The sequence below is a fragment of the Pseudomonas sp. EZ-C24 genome, from assembly GCF_014525325.1.
Lineage (GTDB): Bacteria > Pseudomonadota > Gammaproteobacteria > Pseudomonadales > Pseudomonadaceae > Aquipseudomonas > Aquipseudomonas shirazensis.
In genome coordinates this window covers 13,847-32,953 of the sequence record NZ_JACDIU010000003.1, presented here as the reverse complement: position 1 = coordinate 32,953, position 19,107 = coordinate 13,847, and the positions used below count along the sequence as shown (strand labels likewise).

The 19,107-nt window shown below is 62.7% G+C and carries 13 protein-coding genes; 1 reads left to right on the top strand and 12 read right to left on the bottom strand.

Annotated elements, in window-relative coordinates:
- Nucleotides 1-18 precede the first annotated feature (18 nt).
- From IDM28_RS00600 to pilM, 9 genes are all read right to left on the bottom strand, one after another.
- Nucleotides 19-1,437 (bottom strand): FAD-dependent oxidoreductase, encoded by a 1,419-nt coding sequence (locus IDM28_RS00600; protein WP_101315523.1) that lies wholly within the window; start codon nt 1,435-1,437, stop codon nt 19-21.
- Between the two features lie 123 nt (nt 1,438-1,560).
- Nucleotides 1,561-6,006 carry a glutamate synthase large subunit gene (gltB, locus tag IDM28_RS00595; RefSeq protein WP_101315521.1) on the bottom strand — a complete coding sequence of 1,482 codons (4,446 nt, stop codon included), beginning with the start codon at nt 6,004-6,006 and terminating at the stop codon, nt 1,561-1,563.
- Nucleotides 6,007-6,380: 374 nt separating this feature from the next.
- Nucleotides 6,381-7,988, bottom strand: coding sequence for an AAA family ATPase (locus tag IDM28_RS00590; protein WP_181088359.1), 1,608 nt, complete (start codon nt 7,986-7,988; stop codon nt 6,381-6,383).
- 15 nt (nt 7,989-8,003) lie between these two features.
- Entirely contained in the window at nt 8,004-9,101 is a 1,098-nt protein-coding gene (gene aroB, locus IDM28_RS00585) for a 3-dehydroquinate synthase (RefSeq protein ID WP_101315517.1), read from the bottom strand.
- Nucleotides 9,102-9,198: 97 nt separating this feature from the next.
- Nucleotides 9,199-9,717, bottom strand: a complete 519-nt coding sequence (aroK, locus tag IDM28_RS00580; protein ID WP_101315515.1) for a shikimate kinase AroK — start codon at nt 9,715-9,717, stop codon at nt 9,199-9,201.
- A 4-nt stretch (nt 9,718-9,721) separates the two neighbouring features.
- Nucleotides 9,722-10,993 carry a type IV pilus secretin PilQ gene (locus tag IDM28_RS00575; protein WP_150573352.1) on the bottom strand — a complete coding sequence of 424 codons (1,272 nt, stop codon included), beginning with the start codon at nt 10,991-10,993 and terminating at the stop codon, nt 9,722-9,724.
- On the bottom strand, nt 10,914-11,888 hold the full coding sequence (locus IDM28_RS00570; RefSeq protein WP_188035157.1) for a pilus assembly protein PilP: 975 nt from the start codon (nt 11,886-11,888) through the stop codon (nt 10,914-10,916). Before IDM28_RS00570 ends, IDM28_RS00575 begins: the two co-directional genes overlap by 80 nt.
- 32 nt (nt 11,889-11,920) lie before the next feature.
- Nucleotides 11,921-12,457 carry a PilN domain-containing protein gene (locus IDM28_RS00565; RefSeq protein WP_188035156.1) on the bottom strand — a complete coding sequence of 179 codons (537 nt, stop codon included), beginning with the start codon at nt 12,455-12,457 and terminating at the stop codon, nt 11,921-11,923.
- A complete protein-coding gene (gene pilM, locus IDM28_RS00560; protein WP_188035155.1) occupies nt 12,457-13,353 on the bottom strand; it encodes a type IV pilus biogenesis protein PilM in 897 nt (298 codons plus the stop codon). Before pilM ends, IDM28_RS00565 begins: the two co-directional genes overlap by 1 nt.
- A 160-nt stretch (nt 13,354-13,513) precedes the next feature.
- Here pilM and IDM28_RS00555 point away from each other — a divergent pair, with 160 nt between their 5' ends.
- Nucleotides 13,514-15,964 (top strand): penicillin-binding protein 1A, encoded by a 2,451-nt coding sequence (locus tag IDM28_RS00555; protein ID WP_188035154.1) that lies wholly within the window; start codon nt 13,514-13,516, stop codon nt 15,962-15,964.
- Between the two features lie 538 nt (nt 15,965-16,502).
- Here IDM28_RS00555 and IDM28_RS00550 read toward each other — a convergent pair.
- From IDM28_RS00550 to rpmE, 3 genes are all read right to left on the bottom strand, one after another.
- Entirely contained in the window at nt 16,503-17,771 is a 1,269-nt protein-coding gene (locus IDM28_RS00550) for a malic enzyme-like NAD(P)-binding protein (RefSeq protein ID WP_150570375.1), read from the bottom strand.
- A 180-nt stretch (nt 17,772-17,951) separates the two neighbouring features.
- Complete coding sequence (locus IDM28_RS00545) at nt 17,952-18,773, bottom strand: thermonuclease family protein (RefSeq protein WP_181088354.1); 822 nt, start codon at nt 18,771-18,773, stop codon at nt 17,952-17,954.
- A gap of 2 nt (nt 18,774-18,775) precedes the next feature.
- Nucleotides 18,776-18,991: a 50S ribosomal protein L31 gene (gene rpmE / locus IDM28_RS00540; protein ID WP_101315499.1), complete on the bottom strand. Its 216-nt coding sequence runs from the start codon at nt 18,989-18,991 to the stop codon at nt 18,776-18,778.
- Between the last annotated feature and the right edge of the window lie 116 nt (nt 18,992-19,107).

The following is a 19,107-nucleotide window of genomic DNA, read 5'->3' as shown; positions in this document are numbered from 1 at the left end:
TGCAGCCCCGGCGATCAGTCAGACCTCGAGATAATCCAGAATCCCCTCAGCCGCAGTACGGCCTTCAAAGATCGCAGTCACCACCAGATCCGAACCCCTCACCATATCCCCGCCAGCAAACACTTTCGGGTTGCTGGTCTGGTGCTTGAAGCGCGCCTGCTCCGGAGCAATCACCCGGCCCTGGCTATCGGTCTGGATGTCGAACTGCTCGAACCACGGCGCCGGGCTTGGGCGGAAACCAAAGGCGATCACCACCGCATCTGCCGGCAGGATCTCTTCGGAACCCGGAATCGGCTCAGGGCTGCGGCGGCCACGGGCGTCTGGCTCACCGAGACGGGTCTCGACCACCTTGACGCCTTCGACCTTGTCTTCACCGACAATCGCGATGGGCTGGCGGTTGTAGAGGAACTTCACGCCCTCTTCCTTGGCGTTCTTCACCTCTTTGCGCGAGCCCGGCATGTTCGCTTCGTCACGACGGTAGGCGCAGCTGACCGACTTGGCGCCCTGGCGGATCGAAGTCCGGTTGCAGTCCATCGCGGTGTCACCACCGCCGAGCACCACGACCTTCTTGCCAGCCATGTCGACGAAGTCTTCCGGCGACTTTTCAAAGCCCAGGTTGCGGTTGACGTTGGCGATCAGGAAGTCCAGCGCATCGTGCACGCCTGGCAGGTCTTCACCGGGGAAGCCGCCCTTCATGTAGGTGTAGGTACCCATGCCCATGAACACGGCATCGTACTCGGCCAGCAACTGCTCGAGGGTGATGTCCTTGCCCACTTCGGTGTTCAGGCGGAACTCGATCCCCATGCCGGTGAAGACTTCGCGGCGATTGCTCAGCACGGTCTTTTCCAGCTTGAACTCAGGGATGCCGAAGGTCAGCAGACCGCCGATTTCCGGGTTGCGGTCGAACACCACCGGGGTTACCCCAGCGCGCACCAGCACGTCGGCGCAGCCTAGCCCAGCCGGGCCAGCACCAATGATGGCAACCCGCTTGCCGGTCGGTTTGACCTTGGACATGTCCGGGCGCCAGCCCATGGCGAAGGCGGTGTCGGTGATGTACTTCTCGACCGAGCCGATGGTCACCGCACCAAAACCGTCGTTGAGGGTGCAGGCACCTTCACACAGACGATCCTGCGGGCAGACCCTGCCGCACACTTCCGGCAGGGTGTTGGTCTGGTGCGACAGTTCGGCGGCCGCGAGGATGTTGCCTTCGGATACCAGCTTCAACCAGTTGGGGATGAAGTTGTGTACCGGGCACTTCCACTCGCAATACGGGTTGCCGCAACCCAGGCAGCGGTGCGCCTGATCGACAGACTGCTGCGGCTTGAACGGTTCGTAGATCTCGACGAACTCCTTCTTGCGCTGGCGCAGCAGTTTTTTCTTCGGGTCTTTGCGCCCAACTTCGATGAACTGGAAGTCGTTGTTCAGACGTTCAGCCATTTTCAATACCTCTTCACAGCAGCTGCGAGCCGTTAGCTGCACGCCGCAAGACAATCACGTAAGCCGGGCAACACCCCATGCTGCTTTTGGCCGCAGCTTGGGGCTTGCCACTTGCAGCTGCTTTTACTGCGGGTTGGCACGGGTGCTGGACAACAACTGCTTGAGCGTCGCAGCCTTTGGCTTGACCAGCCAGAAGCGGCGCACATAGTCGTCCAGGTTTTCCGAGAGCTCACGCCCCCACTCGCTGCCAGTCTCCTCGACGTACTCGGCAAGGACCCGCGCCAGATGGCTGCGGTAGGCTTCCATGGCTTCACCACTGATGCGCTGGATTTCCACCAGTTCGTGGTTGAGCTTGTCGAAGAAGCTGTTGTCCATGTCGAGCACGTAGGCGAAGCCGCCAGTCATGCCAGAGCCGAAGTTGTAACCGGTCTTGCCCAATACGCAGACAAAGCCGCCGGTCATGTATTCACAGCAGTGATCGCCGGTACCCTCGACCACCGCATGGGCGCCCGAGTTACGTACCGCGAAGCGCTCACCGGCAGTACCGGCAGCGAACAGCTTGCCGCCGGTGGCGCCATACAGGCAGGTGTTGCCGACGATAGCGCTTTCCTGGGTTTTGAACGGGCTGCCAGCAGGCGGCACGATGGTCACCTTGCCACCGGTCATGCCCTTGCCGACGTAGTCGTTGGCGTCGCCCTGCAGGTGCAGGTTGAGGCCACCGGCGTTCCACACGCCAAAGCTCTGCCCGGCAGTGCCCTTGAAGCGGAAGGTGATCGGCTTGGCGGCCATGCCCTGGTTGCCGTACAGCTTGGCGATTTCACCAGAGATACGCGCACCAATCGAACGGTCGCAGTTGCAGATGTCGAGGTCGAACTCGCCACCGGCCTGATCGCGGATCGCTGGCAAGGCCATCTCGACCATCTTCTCGGCCAGCTCGCCCTTGTCGAACGGCGGGTTCTTGTCGACTTCGCAGAACTGCGGCTTGTCGGCCGGGATGTGCGAGCTGCCCAGCAGCGGGCTGAGGTCCAGATATTGCTGACGCTCGGTGTCGCCCGGCAGCACTTCGAGCAGGTCGGTGCGACCGATCAGCTCGCCGAGGCTGCTAACGCCCAGTTTGGCCAACCACTCGCGGGTTTCTTCGGCAACGAAGGTGAAGAAGTTGATCACCATGTCGACGGTGCCGATGTAGTGGTCCTTGCGCAGCTTTTCGTTCTGCGTGGCTACACCGGTGGCGCAGTTGTTCAGGTGGCAGATACGCAGGTATTTGCAACCCAGGGCGATCATTGGCGCGGTACCGAAGCCAAAGCTTTCGGCGCCGAGAATGGCCGCCTTGATCACGTCGAGGCCGGTTTTCAGGCCGCCGTCGGTCTGCACTCGGACCTTGCCGCGCAGGTCGTTGCCGCGCAGGGTCTGGTGGGTTTCCGCCAGGCCCAGTTCCCACGGTGCACCGGCGTACTTGATCGAGGTCAGCGGCGAAGCGCCGGTGCCGCCGTCGTAGCCAGAGATGGTGATCAGGTCGGCATAGGCCTTGGCCACGCCGGCCGCGATGGTCCCGACACCGGCTTCTGCTACCAGCTTGACCGAAACCAGCGCTTGCGGATTGACCTGCTTGAGGTCGTAGATCAGCTGCGCGAGGTCTTCGATCGAGTAGATGTCATGGTGCGGCGGTGGCGAGATCAGGGTTACGCCAGGCACTGCATAGCGCAGCTTGGCGATCAGGCCGTTGACCTTGCCGCCAGGCAGCTGACCGCCCTCGCCCGGTTTGGCGCCCTGCGCGACCTTGATCTGCAGCACTTCGGCATTGACCAGGTATTCCGGGGTGACGCCAAAGCGGCCGGTGGCCACCTGTTTGATTTTCGAGCTCTTGATCGTGCCGTAACGGGCCGGGTCTTCGCCGCCCTCACCGGAGTTGGAGCGCGCGCCCAGGCGGTTCATCGCTTCGGCCAGTGCTTCATGGGCCTCGGGCGACAGCGCGCCGAGCGAGATGCCGGCCGAGTCGAAACGCTTGAGGATGGCCTCCAGCGGCTCAACCTGGTCGATCGCCAGCGGCTGCTCGGCAACCTTGACCTTGAGCAGGTCACGGATCATCGACACCGGACGCTTGTCGACCAGCGCGGTGTATTCCTTGAACTTGGCGTAGTCGCCCTGCTGCACGGCTGCCTGCAGGGTGTTGACCACATCCGGGTTGTAGGCATGGTATTCGCCACCGTGGACGAACTTGAGCAAGCCACCTTGCTGGATCGGCTTGCGCGCGCTCCAGGCTTCGGCGGCGAGCAGCTTCTGATCGCCTTCGAGGTCGACAAAGCGCGCACCTTTGATGCGGCTCGGTACGCCCTTGAAGCTCAGGCCGACCACTTCGTCGGACAGGCCGATGGCTTCGAACAACTGCGCACCGCGGTACGAAGTGATGGTCGAGATGCCCATCTTCGACAGGATCTTGAGCAGGCCTTTGGAGATGCCTTTGCGGTAGTACTTGAACACTTCATCCAGATCGCCCAGCACTTCACCGGTGCGGATCAGGTCGGCCAGCACTTCGTAGGCCAGGTACGGGTACACCGCCGAGGCGCCGAAGCCGAGCAGCACAGCGAAGTGATGCGGGTCACGCGCGGTTGCGGTCTCGACCAGGATGTTGCTGTCGCAACGCAGGCCCTGCTCGGTCAGGCGGTGATGCACCGCGCCAACTGCCAGCGAGGCATGCACCGGCAGCTTGCCCGGGGCGATGAAGCGGTCGCTCAGCACCAGCTGGGTCTTGCCGCTGCGCACCGCTTCTTCAGCCTGATCGGCGATGTTGCGGATGGCCGCTTCCAGACCCAGGCTTTCTTCGTAGTTGAGGTCGATCAGCTGCCGCTCGAAACCTTCGCGCTCGAGGTTCATCAGCGAACGCCACTTGGCCGGGGAGATCACTGGCGAGCTGAGGATCACGCGCGAGGCGTGCTCAGGCGATTCCTGGAAGATGTTGCGCTCGGCGCCGAGGCAGATTTCCAGCGACATCACGATCGCTTCGCGCAGCGGGTCGATCGGCGGGTTGGTCACCTGAGCGAACTGCTGGCGGAAGAAGTCGTACGGCGAACGCACGCGCTGCGACAGCACGGCCATCGGCGTGTCATCGCCCATCGAGCCGACCGCTTCCTGGCCCTGTTCGCCGAGCGGACGCAGCACCTGGTCACGCTCTTCGAAGGTGACCTGGAACATCTTCATGAACTGTTTGAGCTGGTCAGCGTCGTAGCTGGCCGCGCCCTGGTCGTCGCTCAGGGTGGCCTGGATGCGCGTGGCATGCTGGCGCAACCAGCGCTTGTACGGATGGCGCGACTTGAGGCGGTTGTCGATGGCGTCGGTATCGAGGATCTGCCCGGTTTCGGTGTCCACGGCAAAGATCTGCCCAGGGCCCACGCGGCCTTTGGCAACCACGTCTTCCGGCTGGTAGCCCCATACGCCGATTTCCGAGGCGATGGTGATGTAGCCATTGCGGGTGGTGACCCAACGCGCCGGGCGCAGGCCGTTGCGGTCGAGCAGGCAGACCGCATGGCGACCTTCGGTCATGACGATACCGGCCGGGCCGTCCCACGGCTCCATGTGCATGGAGTTGTATTCGTAGAAGGCACGCAGGTCGGCGTCCATGGTCTCGACGTTCTGCCAGGCTGGCGGTACCAGCATGCGCACGCCGCGGAACAGGTCGATGCCGCCGGTAACCATCAGCTCCAGCATGTTGTCCATGCTCGATGAGTCGGAGCCGACCCGGTTGACCAGTGGGCCGAGCTCTTCGAGGTCGGGGATCAGGTCGTTGGCGAACTTGGTGCGCCGGGCCATGGCCCAGTTGCGGTTGCCGGTGATGGTGTTGATCTCGCCGTTGTGGGCGAGGAAGCGGAACGGCTGCGCCAACGGCCATTTCGGCAAGGTATTGGTCGAGAAGCGCTGGTGGAACACGCAGATCGCGGTCTGCAGGCGCTCGTCACCCAGGTCCGGGAAGAATGCGGCGAGGTCCGCCGGCATCATCAGGCCTTTGTAGATGATGGTCTTGTGCGAGAAGCTGCAGATGTAGTGATCGCTGTCGTGGGCGTTGGCCACGGACGAACGGCGACGGGCACTGAACAGCTTGATCGCGATGTCCTGATCGCTCAGGCCTTCACCACCGATGAACACCTGTTCGATCTGCGGCAGGCGCTCGAGGGCCAGACGACCCAGCACGCTGGTATCGATTGGCACCTTGCGCCAGCCGATCAGCTGCAGGCCGGCCGCGATGATTTCGCGGTCCATGTTGGCCCGCGCAGCTTCGGCTTTGATCGGGTCCTGGTTGAAGAACACCATGCCGACGGCGTACTGCTTGGGCAGTTCGGCAGCAAAGTGCTCTTTGGCCATGGCACGCAGGAACTGATCGGGCTTTTGCATGAGCAAGCCACAACCGTCACCGGTCTTGCCGTCAGCGTTGATGCCGCCGCGGTGGGTCATGCAGGTCAGCGCTTGCATGGCCGTTTGCAGGAGGTGGTGACTTGGCTCGCCCGTCATATGGGCGATCAGGCCAAAGCCACAGTTGTCCTTGAATTCTTCGGGATGGTACAGACCTGTTTTCATAGACACATTCTCACCAGGTTCGCCCCTCGACGGAGGCAAATCTCTTTTTAGTACAACCACTTACCATCCACACCGGTCGAATGCCAGCTTTTTTGCGGGGGGCAACGTGAAACCATTGTTGCACAGCGACAGGGAAGCCCACAAATTCAAACGACGAATCGTTGTAAATTTATGTCGCATTTTTGAATGTTTTTGAACATTTGCCGTGGTACGGCATGGTTCGGAGTCTGAAGCGTTTCAGCCTGAACTGCAACTAGAGGCTTGTGGCCGGCAGTCTGGGACAGAAAAGCCTGCCGCGATCACACGCAGCAGGCTAGACGAAAGTCAGGAGTCGCTCAGCAACTGGGCGGCGGGGTGGTGCCGCCCGGAAGGTATCAGCGGGTCGTGGTCAGCTCTTGTTGGACGCTGCCGACGGTACGTGGCCAAGGTTTACCAGCCTGGACCTTCGCTGGCAAGTTCTTGATTGCAGCAACTGCTGCATCACGGTTGGCAAAGTTGCCGTAAGTGACGACGTAAAGCGGTTTGCCCTGCAAGGTTTTCTTGAAGTAGCGATAGTCGCCACCCTGCGCCTTGACGAACGACTGGGCAGACGCCTCGGAGCTGGTGCCGAGAATCTGTACTACATAGTTGCCGGCTTTCTGGCTGCCGTACCAGGCGCTGTTGCCGCTGCCGCCAGCGGCAGTCGACGCAGGCTTGGCGCTGGCAACCTGGGTTGGCGCCGGGGCCGGCTTGGCCGCTGCAACAGGCTTGGCTGGCTGGGTCGCTGGCTGAGCCGGAGCAGGCTTCGGCGCAGGTGCAACCGGTTGCGCTGGCGCGCTGGCGATTGGCTGCGCAGGAGCCGCGGCAGGGCCTGCCGGCACGCCTTCAGGCGGGGCAATGGTGGTCACGGTTGGTGGATTGGCAGGCTGCAATGCGGTGTTGCCGGCTGGGCTGGCTTCTTCACCGTCACCCATGCCTGCAGCCTGGGCCAGCGGCTCGCGCATGACCGGTTGCGACTGGCCATTGAGCGGCAGTGGTGTTGGCTGCGAGCCGGAGAACTCGATAGCCGGGTTGCTGCTGTTGGCCTGACCTTCGCCCAGCGGCAGTTGAGCCTGCGCTGCGGGTGCGTCGGTAGCAGGCTTGTCAGCGCCTTTCTTCGGCATCAGGACCGCCGCCGCTACGGCGACCACGACAACTGCAGACAGCGCGAGTACGTGTTTCTTAGGCATCTTGAACCCCATGGATGGTCGCTTCGCCGTGCTGCGCGTGGCGATCATGGCTTCGATCAAAGTGTCGCGGGCAACCTGGTTGATGTTGCCAGGCCAGCCATCCGCATGTTCGTGGATATCGGCGATCTGCTCGGCCGTGAATACCTCGATACCGCGGCCAGCGCCTTCCAGGCGTTGTTCAAGGTATTCGCGGGTTTCCTCCTCGCTGTAGGGTTCAAGCTCGATGATGTGGAAACGATCTCCCTCACCATTGAGCTGATCCAACCCAGCAATCAGCGAAGGCTCGCCAAACAGGAATACGTGCGGGCGCCCTTCGGCAACGCCTGCCGCCAATTCCAGCAACGCTTGGAGTGCCGACTCGTCGAGTTGTTCCGCATCGTCCACCAACAGATAGACTTCCTGGCCGGTCAGGGCCAGTTGCACCACCTGCGACAGGATCGCCTGCACTTCCGGCTGCGCCACGCCAAGCGCCTGAGCCACCTGGCCGAGCACGCTGGCCGCGTCACTGGCACCGCGGGCCGAGACCACCACGCTCTGCACCGACTGCTTGTTGGTGCTGGCGACCAGCGCCTGACGCAGCAGGGTCTTGCCGCTGCCCACCGGACCTGTGACCACCAGCATCAGGTGGCTGTAACGCGCCAGGTGATGCAGTTGGCCGAGCACTGGCTTGCGCTGGGCGGGGAAGAACTTGAAACCGGGCACACGGGGCGCGAACGGATCGTGGCTCAGCTGGTAATGGTCGAGAAACGCCTCATCGGCATGCAAACTGGTCATTGCGCTGTCACAACCTCAAAGCTGGGCCACAATGGCGCGGTAATCCGCTGCCAGCGTGGCCTGAAGGATCTCTTGCGGATAGTCGTCGGTAATCACGGCTTCGCCGAGCTGGCGCAACAGCACCAGCCGCATGCGCCCGTCGAGGACCTTTTTGTCGACCGCCATATGCTCCATGAAATGCGCCGGGGTCATTTCCTGTGGTGGCACCACCGGCAATCCTGCGTCCTGCAGCAGGCGAATCGAGCGATCACGTTCGGCCTGATCAATCCAGCCCAGACGCATGGACATTTCCAGCGCCATCACGGTACCTGCAGACACCGCCTCACCATGCAGCCAGACGCCATAGCCCATGTGGGTTTCGATGGCATGGCCAAAGGTATGGCCGAGGTTCAGCGTGGCGCGCAGGCCGGTTTCGCGCTCGTCGGCGCCCACAACCGCGGCCTTGGCCGCGCAGGAGCGACGAATCGCTTCGGTCAGCGCCGTGTTGTCGAGACCACGCAGGGCGGTCATATTCTCTTCGAGCCAGGCGAGGAATGGCTTGTCGCAGATCAGGCCGTATTTGATCACTTCGGCCAGGCCTGCCGACAGCTCGCGCGCCGGCAGCGTCTTCAGGCTGGTGGTGTCGATCAGCACCGCATTGGGCTGATAGAACGCGCCGACCATGTTCTTGCCCAGCGGATGGTTGATGCCGGTCTTGCCACCCACCGACGAATCGACCTGGGACAACAGTGTGGTCGGCACCTGAATGAAGTCGACACCACGCTGGTAGCAGGCGGCGGCGAAACCGGCCATGTCACCGATGACCCCGCCGCCCAGCGCGATCACGGTGGTGCGGCGGTCGTGGCGAGCCGTCAGCAGGCCATCGAAAATCAGTTGCAGGGTTTGCCAGTTCTTGTGTGCTTCACCGTCCGGCAGTACCACCGGCAACACCGAATAGGCACCCAGGGTCTGGCTCAGGCGCTGCAGATACAGGGGCGCGACAGTTTCGTTGGAGACAATGGCGACCTGCCGGCCGGCAATGTGCGGGGCCAGCAGTTCAGGCTGGTCCAGCAGGCCTTCGCCAATGTAGATCGGGTAGCTGCGTTCGCCCAGATCGACCTTAAGTGTCTGCATGTATCCCCACAATGTCTGGAGCGCGGCGTCGCCTGGACGACACACGCGGTAAGGTTGAACCCCTGCCTCGGCGTTGGTGGCCGAGAATAGTCCCGGCTTAGCGGGGCGGCAACTGCTCGAGGCGCTCGAGAATATCCTGGACCACCATGCGCGGCGGCCGTTCGTCGGTTTCCACGATCACGTCGGCGATCTCGCGATAGAGCGGATCTCGCGACTCGAGCAAAGCACGCAGGGTCGCTTCCGGATTGGCGGTGCGCAACAGCGGCCGATTGCGATCGCGTGCCGTGCGCCCGACCTGCTGCTCAACAGAGGCGTGCAGATAGATCACCCGGCCACCGGCATGCAGAGCACGCCGATTGGCATCACGCATGACTGCACCGCCGCCGGTAGCCACGACTACGCCGTCCAGCTCACAGAGCTCGGCAATCATCGCTTCTTCACGATCGCGAAAGCCCGGCTCGCCTTCCTTGTCGAAGATCCACGGGATATTGGCGCCCGTCCGCAGTTCGATTTCCTTGTCGGAATCCTTGAACAGCAGGCGCAGCTCTTTGGCCAACAGGCGTCCGATGGTGCTTTTGCCAGCGCCCATGGGCCCTACAAGTATCAAATTTCGCACAGAATCAACGACTCACAGCAATCGCCTGGTCACTCATGATACGCGGAGTCAGGAAGACCAGCAGCTCGGATTTTTTCTCTTGTAATGCATCGCGTCGAAACAGCCGCCCAACATACGGCAGATCACCGAAAAATGGCACCTTGTCGACCACATTGTTTTGCGTAGTCGAGTAGACGCCACCGATGACGATGGTCTGGCCGTCGGCCACGCGCACCTTGGCGTTGACCTCGTTCTTGCGAATCGGTGGAACATCGTTGAGTGCATTGACGTAATCCGGCTCGTCCTTGGTCACGCGCACGGTCATGATTACCTGACCATCGGCGGTGATCTGCGGGGTAACTTCGAGCGATAGCGAGGCTTCGCGAAACGACACCGAGGTCGCGCCGCTCTTGCTGGTTTCCTGATATGGCACTTCGGTGCCCTTGAGGATGCGCGCGGTCTCCTTGTCGGCGGTCACCACCTTGGGCTGCGAGATGATTTCGCCATTGCCGCTCTTTTCCATCGCGCTGAGCTCCAGATCCAGCAAGGCGTCGCCGCGCAGCAACCCCAGGCCCACCGCTGAAGTTGGCCGATCCACGCCGAGATCGACGAACAGCCCTTTGCCGCTGCGGCCTTCGGCGCCGCTGAACGGCTTGCCCCAGCGCACCCCGAGGCTTTTTTCATAGTCGACGTTGGCTTCGACAATGCGTGCTTCGATCAGCACCTGCCGCACCGGCACATCCAGCTCGGTGACCAGTCGGCGCAGCTCGGCAAGTCGCTCTGCCGGTTGATGTGCCACCAGCGTGTTGGTCCGCGCATCGACACCCAGGCTGCCGCGCCCGGTCAGGATGCCGTCGTCGGCCAAGGTCGCCAGCAGCAACTCGGCCAGCTCCGCTGCCTTGGCGTGATGCACTGGCAACAACGCGCGTTCGAGCGGCTGCAACTGGGCGTCCAGCTCCCGACCCAGCCGTTCTTCGCGGGATTGCCCAGCCAGCTCGGCCGCCGGCGCTACCAGCAGCACATTGCCTTCCTGCCGGCTCGCCAGCCCTTTGCTGCGCAGGACCAGATCCAGCGCCTGATCCCAGGGCACCTGTATCAACCTCAGAGTAACGTTGCCGTTTGCCGTATCACTGACCACCAGGTTGATCCCAGCATAGTCGGCCAGCACCTGCAGCACTGCGCGAACTTCAACATCCTGAAAATTCAGCGATAGCGGTTCACCCTGATAGGTCTTCGCTTGCGCCCCGTGCATCGCCAGAACCGTCGCCAGCAGCATTGCCAGTTGTCCGAGCTTCATCCATGCCTCCTTGCGTCACATGCTTTCGTAACCCAACCAGGGTTGATCGCTCCTGCCAGGCTCCACCAAGCAAGACCTGCTCGCGTACCTCCATCTGCCGTTCGTCAACCCGCACAACCACACCCTGGTCGCGACCCAATGGGTCACCCGCGCGCACGCGATACAAACGCCCGGACCACCACACCAGAGCCTGATACTGGCCATCGCGGGCGAGGCTGCCGACCATCTGCAACTGAGCCAGCGGCACCCGGGCCAGACCATCGGCTGCGCTGCGTGCAGACCAGGCCTGGAATGGATCGACCTGCGCTGGCGGTGGCCGCTGCCTGGCGGCTTCATGCGCTAGCGAGGTCGGCGCCGGTAACTGCTGGCCCGCGTCAAAGGCCTGCACGTGCAAGCGCAGCCGCAGCATCCCGGGCTGGTCTGCTGCGGCAAGCTGCAGAGTCGAGACGTGCAGCAGGCGGATCTGACCCAGCCAGTCATCCAGCCATGCCCGCAGCGCCGGGTAATTGCCGATCACCTGCAACTGCAGCGGCGCGACCAGGTAGCCGGCCGCCTGGCTCGGCTCGCCGACATCCACCTGCTCGATCAGCAGCCCATGGGCATGGCCTAACCGCGCCAACTGATCGAGCAGGTCGCTCATTTCCTGCCCAGCCGCCAAGCGCCAGCGGGCGTCCTGCAACTGCACCTTACTGTCAGCAAGTGCCTCCTGCGCGGCGGGCAAGTCCTGCACGCCTAGCGCCTTGACCCCGAACGCCTGCTCCAGTGCCTGCAGTGTTGCCGTCTGCATCCGGTAGGTGCGCTGCACACCCTCAAAGCGCATCAGCCAGGCCATACTGGCCACAATCAGCAGCGGTACGAGCAGCATCGCCAGCCTGGCCAGCAGCGAACTGCTCACCACTTGCTGCCAGTCGGGAGGCCATGGCCCGCTCACAGCTCAAGCGCCGACAGACGTGCCAGCAACAGGAACTCATCGCCGTCGGCAACTGCACGGATATGCTTCAGTTCAAGCGCGTCGAATTGCCTTGATTGCTGCAGATCGCGGATGAACTGCGCCACTACCGCAGGCGACGCCGCCAACCCGAGCAGTTGCAACTGCCCCTCCTGGATGGACATCTCGGTCAGCTGCAAACTGGCACCGAATGCCCGCTCCAGCTCAGCGAACACCCTCGGCAGCAGGTCTTGGCCATTGCGCAGCGCTTGCAGCGCTGCTGACTGCGCCATTACATCAGCGTGGCTGCCCTGCACCGCCTTCAACTGCTGCAGTTGGATGTCGAGTTGGGCGACGTCAGCCTGGCGCTCGGCAATCGCCGCCAGTTGCTGCTGACCACGCTGGCGCGCCAGCTGGTCAAGCATGATCACGCCGGCGAGCGCCAGCAGCAGGCTGCCAATCAGTGCCAGCTGAAACCGTCGCAGCGCCGCCAGCCGCTGCCGTTCGCGCCAGGGCAGCAGGTTCAAACGCAGCATCAGCAGGCACCGCCGAGTGCCAGAGCGCAGGCCAGCGCCATGTGCGGCGCCACCCGCACCAGCTCGGCACGATTGCTCAGGCCAGCCGAGCCCAGACCGTGCAACGGCGACAGCGCATCGCAGGGCAATCGAGCAGCGAAAGCGGGTAGCCAGCGTGATGCCTGTTCGCTGGCCGCGACCACCTGCACACCGTGCTCGCCTGGCAGCGCCGCTGCGCACAACTCAAGCACGCGCTGCAGGCGTGCATCGTCCGGCTCATGGGCGCCGAAAGTCAGTTCCTGACGCTGCGGCAGGCCACTTGCCGACCAGCTATGTAACGCTGCCCCGCCCTGCTCGATACGCAGCAAGGCCTGGCCGTCGGGCACCAGCCGGCGCAGGGCGATGCTGTCGACTTCGACTGCCACCGCGCACAGGCCTGCGGCCTCCAGCAGCTGCTCGAGCTGATCCAGTGAGCGCTGGCGGCAAGCGGCAACCAGCACATTGACATGCCCCACCGGCTCGACTGCCGGGCCGAGCACCTGAAAGTCCAACGCCAGGTCTTCCAGGGCAAACGGGAACATCTGCTCGGCATCGACCAGCAGCCGCTGCTCCAGTTGAGCCGCCGACAAGCCTGCTGGGAGGCAACAAAGCTTGCACAACGTCGCCCCGCCCGGCAGCGCAACTGCAACCTGCGCACACCGACTGCCGCAGCGCTCAAAAGCGCAGCGCAGCGCGTCTATCAGAGCATCTGGGGCTTGCGCCCAGTCATTGCCAACTGCCCCCGGCAGCGGCTGATACGCCCAGCCAACGACCTGCTCAGTCCCCTGGCGCCCATGCAATTGCAGCATGCGCACCGAGTCGGCGGCTATTTCCACACCCAACAATGAACCGGCATCCTTGCCCAAGCGTCCAAGCATCGCTGTCTCCCTGCTCCATGATTGTCAGCCCGCGCCATTGGCCCGACCGGTCGCCCCGACGGTCGCCCGATGGGGCGAAAACTGCTTATAATGCCCAGCGTTTTTGCCTGTCCGCCGGACCTGTGCGCACTCCATTTCTCAACCTGGACACCCAAAAGCCTTGATACGCCTGCTGAAGTTCTTCTGGTGGTCTTTCGTCGCAGTCATCTGTGCCCTCGTACTCGGTCTGAGCGGGGCGTTTCTGTATCTTAGTCCCAGCCTGCCCTCGGTCGACTCGCTCAGAAGCATCCAGTTGCAGATCCCCCTGAGGGTTTACAGCAGCGATGGCAAGCTGATTGCCGAGTTTGGCGAAATGCGCCGCTCGCCGATCCGCTTCGCGGAAATTCCCCCACAGTTCATTCAGGCGCTTCTGTCAGCCGAAGACGACAATTTCCTCAACCATTACGGGGTCGATCCGAGCAGCTTGATGCGTGCCGCGACCCAACTGGTCAAATCTGGTCATATCCAGACGGGTGGCAGCACGATCACCATGCAGGTGGCGAAGAACTTCTTCCTTACCAGCGAGCGCAGCTTCTCCCGCAAGACCAACGAAATCCTGCTGGCCCTGCAGATCGAACGCGAACTGACCAAGGACGAGATCCTTGAGCTGTACGTCAACAAGATCTACCTGGGTAACCGCGCCTACGGCATCGACGCCGCAGCGCAGGTCTACTACGGCAAGTCGATCCGCGACGTCAGCCTGGCGCAGATGGCCATGATCGCCGGCCTACCGAAGGCCCCTTCGCGCTTCAACCCGCTGGCCAACCCGACCCGGGCCAAAGAGCGCCGCGACTGGATCCTCGGGCGCATGTACAAACTCGGCAAGATCGACCAAACCAGCTACGAGACCGCCCTGGCCGAGCCGCTGAACGCCAGTTACCACGTGCCGACGCCGGAAGTGAACGCGCCGTACATTGCCGAAATGGCCCGTGCTGAAATGGTTGGTCGTTATGGCAGTGAGGCCTACACCGAAGGCTTCCGGGTGACCACCACGGTGCCTAGCGATATGCAGAACATGGCCAACAGCGCCGTGCTCAATGGCTTGTCCGATTACGATGAGCGCCATGGCTACCGCGGCCCTGAGTCACGCTTCCCGGGCAAGACCCACGCCGCCTGGCTGCAGGAGCTGGGCAAGCAGCGCACCCTTGGCGGGCTGGAGCCAGCCATCGTCACCCAGGTCGACAAGACCGGCCTGAAAGTGCTCACCCGCAACGGTGAAGAGCAGGACGTGGCGTGGGACACCATGAAATGGGCGCGGCCGTATCTGAACACCAACGCTCAAGGCCGGGCACCACAATCGCCTGCCGATGTCGCCCAGGTCGGCGACCTGATCCGCGTGCAGCGCCTGGATGAAGGCAAGCTCAAGTTCAGCCAGGTCCCGGGCGCGCAGAGTGCGTTGGTCACCCTCGACCCGTACAACGGCGCGATCCGCGCCCTGGTCGGTGGCTTCTCGTTCGAGCAGAGCAACTACAACCGCGCCATGCAGGCCAAGCGTCAGCCGGGCTCGAGCTTCAAACCGTTCGTCTACAGCGCGGCCCTGGACAGCGGCTACACCGCCGCGAGCCTGGTCAACGACGCGCCGATCGTGTTTGTCGATGAGTACCTGGACAAGGTCTGGCGGCCGAAAAACGACACCAACACCTTCCTTGGCCCGATCCGCATGCGCGAAGCGCTGTACAAGTCGCGCAACCTGGTCTCGATCCGCCTGCTGCAGGCGATGGGCGTCGACCGCACCATCGACTACATCGCCAAGTTCGGCTTCAACAAGCAGGACCTGCCGCGCAACCTGTCGCTGGCGCTCGGCACCGCGACCCTGACCCCGATGGAAATTGCCACCGGCTGGAGCACCTTCGCCAACGGCGGCTACAAGATCAGCCCGTACCTGATCGAGCGCATCGAGAGCCGCAACGGCGATACCCTGTTTACTGCCAACCCTGCACATGTGCCGCAGGGCGGCGGCAGCGATGAGGCCGGCATCGCCGCGCCAGAGCAGCCGATCAGCAGCAGCGGCATGCCGGGCGAAGCGCCGACCGCCAACGCCCAGTTCAGTGCGCAGACACCAGTGCTCGCCGAACAGATCATCGACCCGCGCACCAGCTACATCCTCACCAGCATGCTGCAGGACGTGATCAAGCGCGGCACCGGCCGCCGGGCGATGGCTCTGGGCCGCACCGATCTGGCTGGCAAGACCGGTACCACCAACGAATCGAAGGACGCCTGGTTCTCCGGCTACAACGCCGACTACGTGACCACTGTCTGGGTTGGCTTCGACCAGCCAGAAACCCTCGGCCGCCGCGAATACGGTGGCACTGCGGCTCTGCCGATCTGGATGAGTTTCATGGGCGCCGCCTTGAAAGACAAACCCAACCACGCTCCAGCCGAACCTGAAGGCATCCTCAGCCTGCGGGTCGATCCGGTCAGCGGCCGCGCAGCGACCCCAAGCACGCCGAACGCCTACTTCGAACTGTTCAAGGCCGAAGATTCGCCGCCGTCGGTGGATGAACTGGGCAACGGCGCAGCGCCTGGCAGCCCGCTGCCAGCGGACGAAGCAGCGCCGATGGACCTGTTCTAAGCCCAAAAGCCGGGGCCGCAGAGCGGCCCTAGCTCTTGATCTGCGCCAGCGCAGCGAGGCGTGCTCTTGATCTTGATCTGCTTTTGATCTTGATCCACCGGCGACTCAGGAGGCCGAGCGCAGGTCTTGCGGAGGGAGGTGACGGGCATGGATGCCCGTCAAGCGCTGCGGGCCAGGAGGGCCCGTTCAGTGCGGTCCTCCCGGGAGCAAGACCGGAGCGAGGGAACCCCGCAGCGCAGCGCAGGGGCCGGATGTGGAGCCAAGCATTTTTTTGGTTACTTTTTTGGGGCGTTTGCCAAAAAAGTGACTCGCCGTAAGGGCGAAAGGGGCCCGCAAGGCCACCACAGAAAATGGATAAGACCACAGGAACAGTGAGCGAACCACAGATAGCCGGGGCCGCTGCGCGACCCTTTCGCGACACAAGGCCGCTCCTACACGGACCGCCGTTGAGCTGCGCGGTGTGGCCGCCGCGGCAAACCAAACCCCAGCCATAAAAAAACCGGCCCATCAGAGCCGGTTTTTCATAACGCCATGCCTATTAACCGTTGAACACATCGTCCACGCTTTTCAGCGGGTAGTGCTTCGGATAAGGCAGGGTAGCAACACCGCTTTCGATCGCAGCCTTGGCCACCGCATCAGAAACCAGAGTAATCAAACGTGGATCCATCGGCTTCGGAATGATGTACTCACGACCAAACTCCAGGGCCTGCACGCCGTACGCATCGCAGACTTCCTTAGGCACTGGCTGCTTGGCCAGGTCCTTCAGAGCGATGGCCGCAGCGATCTTCATCTCTTCGTTGATGCGCTTGGCACGAACGTCCAGAGCACCACGGAAGATGAACGGGAAGCCCAGAACGTTGTTGACCTGGTTCGGGTAGTCGGAACGACCGGTAGCCATGATCACGTCGTTACGGGTGGCGTGAGCCAGTTCCGGGCTGATCTCTGGATCCGGGTTCGAGCAAGCGAACACGATCGGGTTGGCAGCCATCGACTTGAGGCCTTCAGCGCTCAGCAGATTCGGGCCGGACAGACCTACGAATACGTCAGCACCTTGCAGGGCATCAGCCAGGCTGCGCTTGTCGGTAGCGTGGGCGAACTGCGCCTTGTACTGGTTCAGGTCTTCACGGCCGGAGTGGATAACACCGGTACGGTCGATCATGAAGATGTTCTCGACCTTGGCACCCATGCTGACCAGCAGCTTCATGCAGGAGATCGCGGCAGCGCCGGCGCCCAGGCAGACGATCTGCGCTTCTTCGAGCTTCTTGCCGGCGATTTCGAGGGCGTTGATCATGCCGGCCGCGGTGACGATGGCGGTGCCATGCTGGTCATCGTGGAATACCGGAATGTCGCACTGCTCGATCAGGGTGCGTTCGATTTCGAAGCACTCTGGCGCTTTGATGTCTTCGAGGTTGATACCGCCGAAGGTGATCGAGATACGGCGCACGGTGTCGATGAAGGCCTGTGGGCTTTCCGACTCGACTTCGATGTCGAATACATCGATACCGGCGAAACGCTTGAACAGAACGCCCTTGCCTTCCATGACCGGCTTGGAAGCCAGTGGGCCGAGGTCACCCAGGCCAAGAATGGCGGTACCGTCGGAGATCACTGCGACCAGGTTGCCCTTGCCGGTGTACTTGTAAGCCAGCTCTGGATCACGACCGATCTCGCGCACAGGTTCGGCAACGCCCGGGCTGTAGGCCAGGGACAGGTCGCGCGCAGTGGCGGTTGGCTTGGTGAGCTCGACGCTCAGTTTCCCCGGACGAGGCTGAGCATGATATTCGAGAGCGGCGGTTTTCAGGTCTGACATGGTGGGCAATTCCGCTTATTTACTGTTCTGACGGACCGCCGAGGATACGCAAAGTGCCGGGGGGCGACAAGACTGCCCGGTCACATGTGTCAAGGCCCATGGCCTACGACTTTACGCTACAACCCACGGGGCATGCGGGATTCAGTGTGTACAATTGCAGGCATTAATGTCTACAATTTTTTAGCCAGAGGCCCGTTTGAGCATGCTCGGATCGGTCAATGGCAGCAGCCAGCGACGCTGCCCGGGCTTGATCACACCCTTGCGGGAACGGTCGATCACCCAGCCGCGGACCTCGACCTGGCGCCCTTTGAGGTTATCGAAGAAGCGCGCCGGGAAGTGCCGCTGCAGACGAGCGGGCACCTGCACCACCACGCGTTCGCCAAGGTCCAGCCAGACCCCGCCCCGATTGCGCTCGATACGCCTCACGGTGCCGCTGAGCACGGCAAATCCGGACTGGCGCAGGGCGCTCTCGCGCTGCACCGGCGATTGCCGCCACAGCCCGAGGCGAGCAGAACGAGCCGCCTGCTCGGCCGCATCCTGGCAGCCCGCCAGGCGCACATTGGGCGCTATGGCCACGCGCAAGCCAAGGCCCTCGCTGAGCAGCACCGCCTCAAGATTGTCGCCATTACGCCCATAGATATGCGCCAGAGTGCGGCCATATTTGTCTTTCGCCTCAGCTCCGCGCACCAGCCCGACCCGGCCATCACTGGCCTTGATCAAAGCCTGCAGGCGCTGCCTGGCGGCTTCGGCATAGGGCTCGCTCGGGCGGCCCTTGCGCCCCAGCTCAGGGGCATTGATGCCGATCAGGCGTACGCTGCGGCCATCGCTCAGGCGCACGGTGTCGCCATCCAGCACCTGACGCACGGCGACTTGCTGCGGCTTGACCGGCAATGGGCAGAAGGCCTGCGCCGGCATGGCACAAATCGCGGCCATAAAAAAAGCGCCCACAAGGGACGCTTTTCGTTGCAGCAGCGCGAGAGCCAAGGGCTTCGCCATGCGCAATCTTACTTCTTGGCACCGAACATGCCGAAGCGATCTGCGAACTTCTGTACGCGACCACCGGTGTCCAGGACTTTCTGCTTGCCAGTGTAGAACGGGTGGCACAGGGAGCACACGTCGATCGCCAGCGGCTTGGCCAGGGTCGAACGGGTTTCGAATTTGGCGCCGCAGCTGCAGGTGACTGCAACTACTTCGTAGTTCGGATGAATATTCTCTTTCATGGTCACTTCCTCGAGCTGCGTGCCGCCACCCAACACCTATTGTTGAATACCGCACGTAATTAGGCGGGGAATAATACCAGAGCGCAGCGTCAGCGCAAGTTGTCGCACGCACCGAC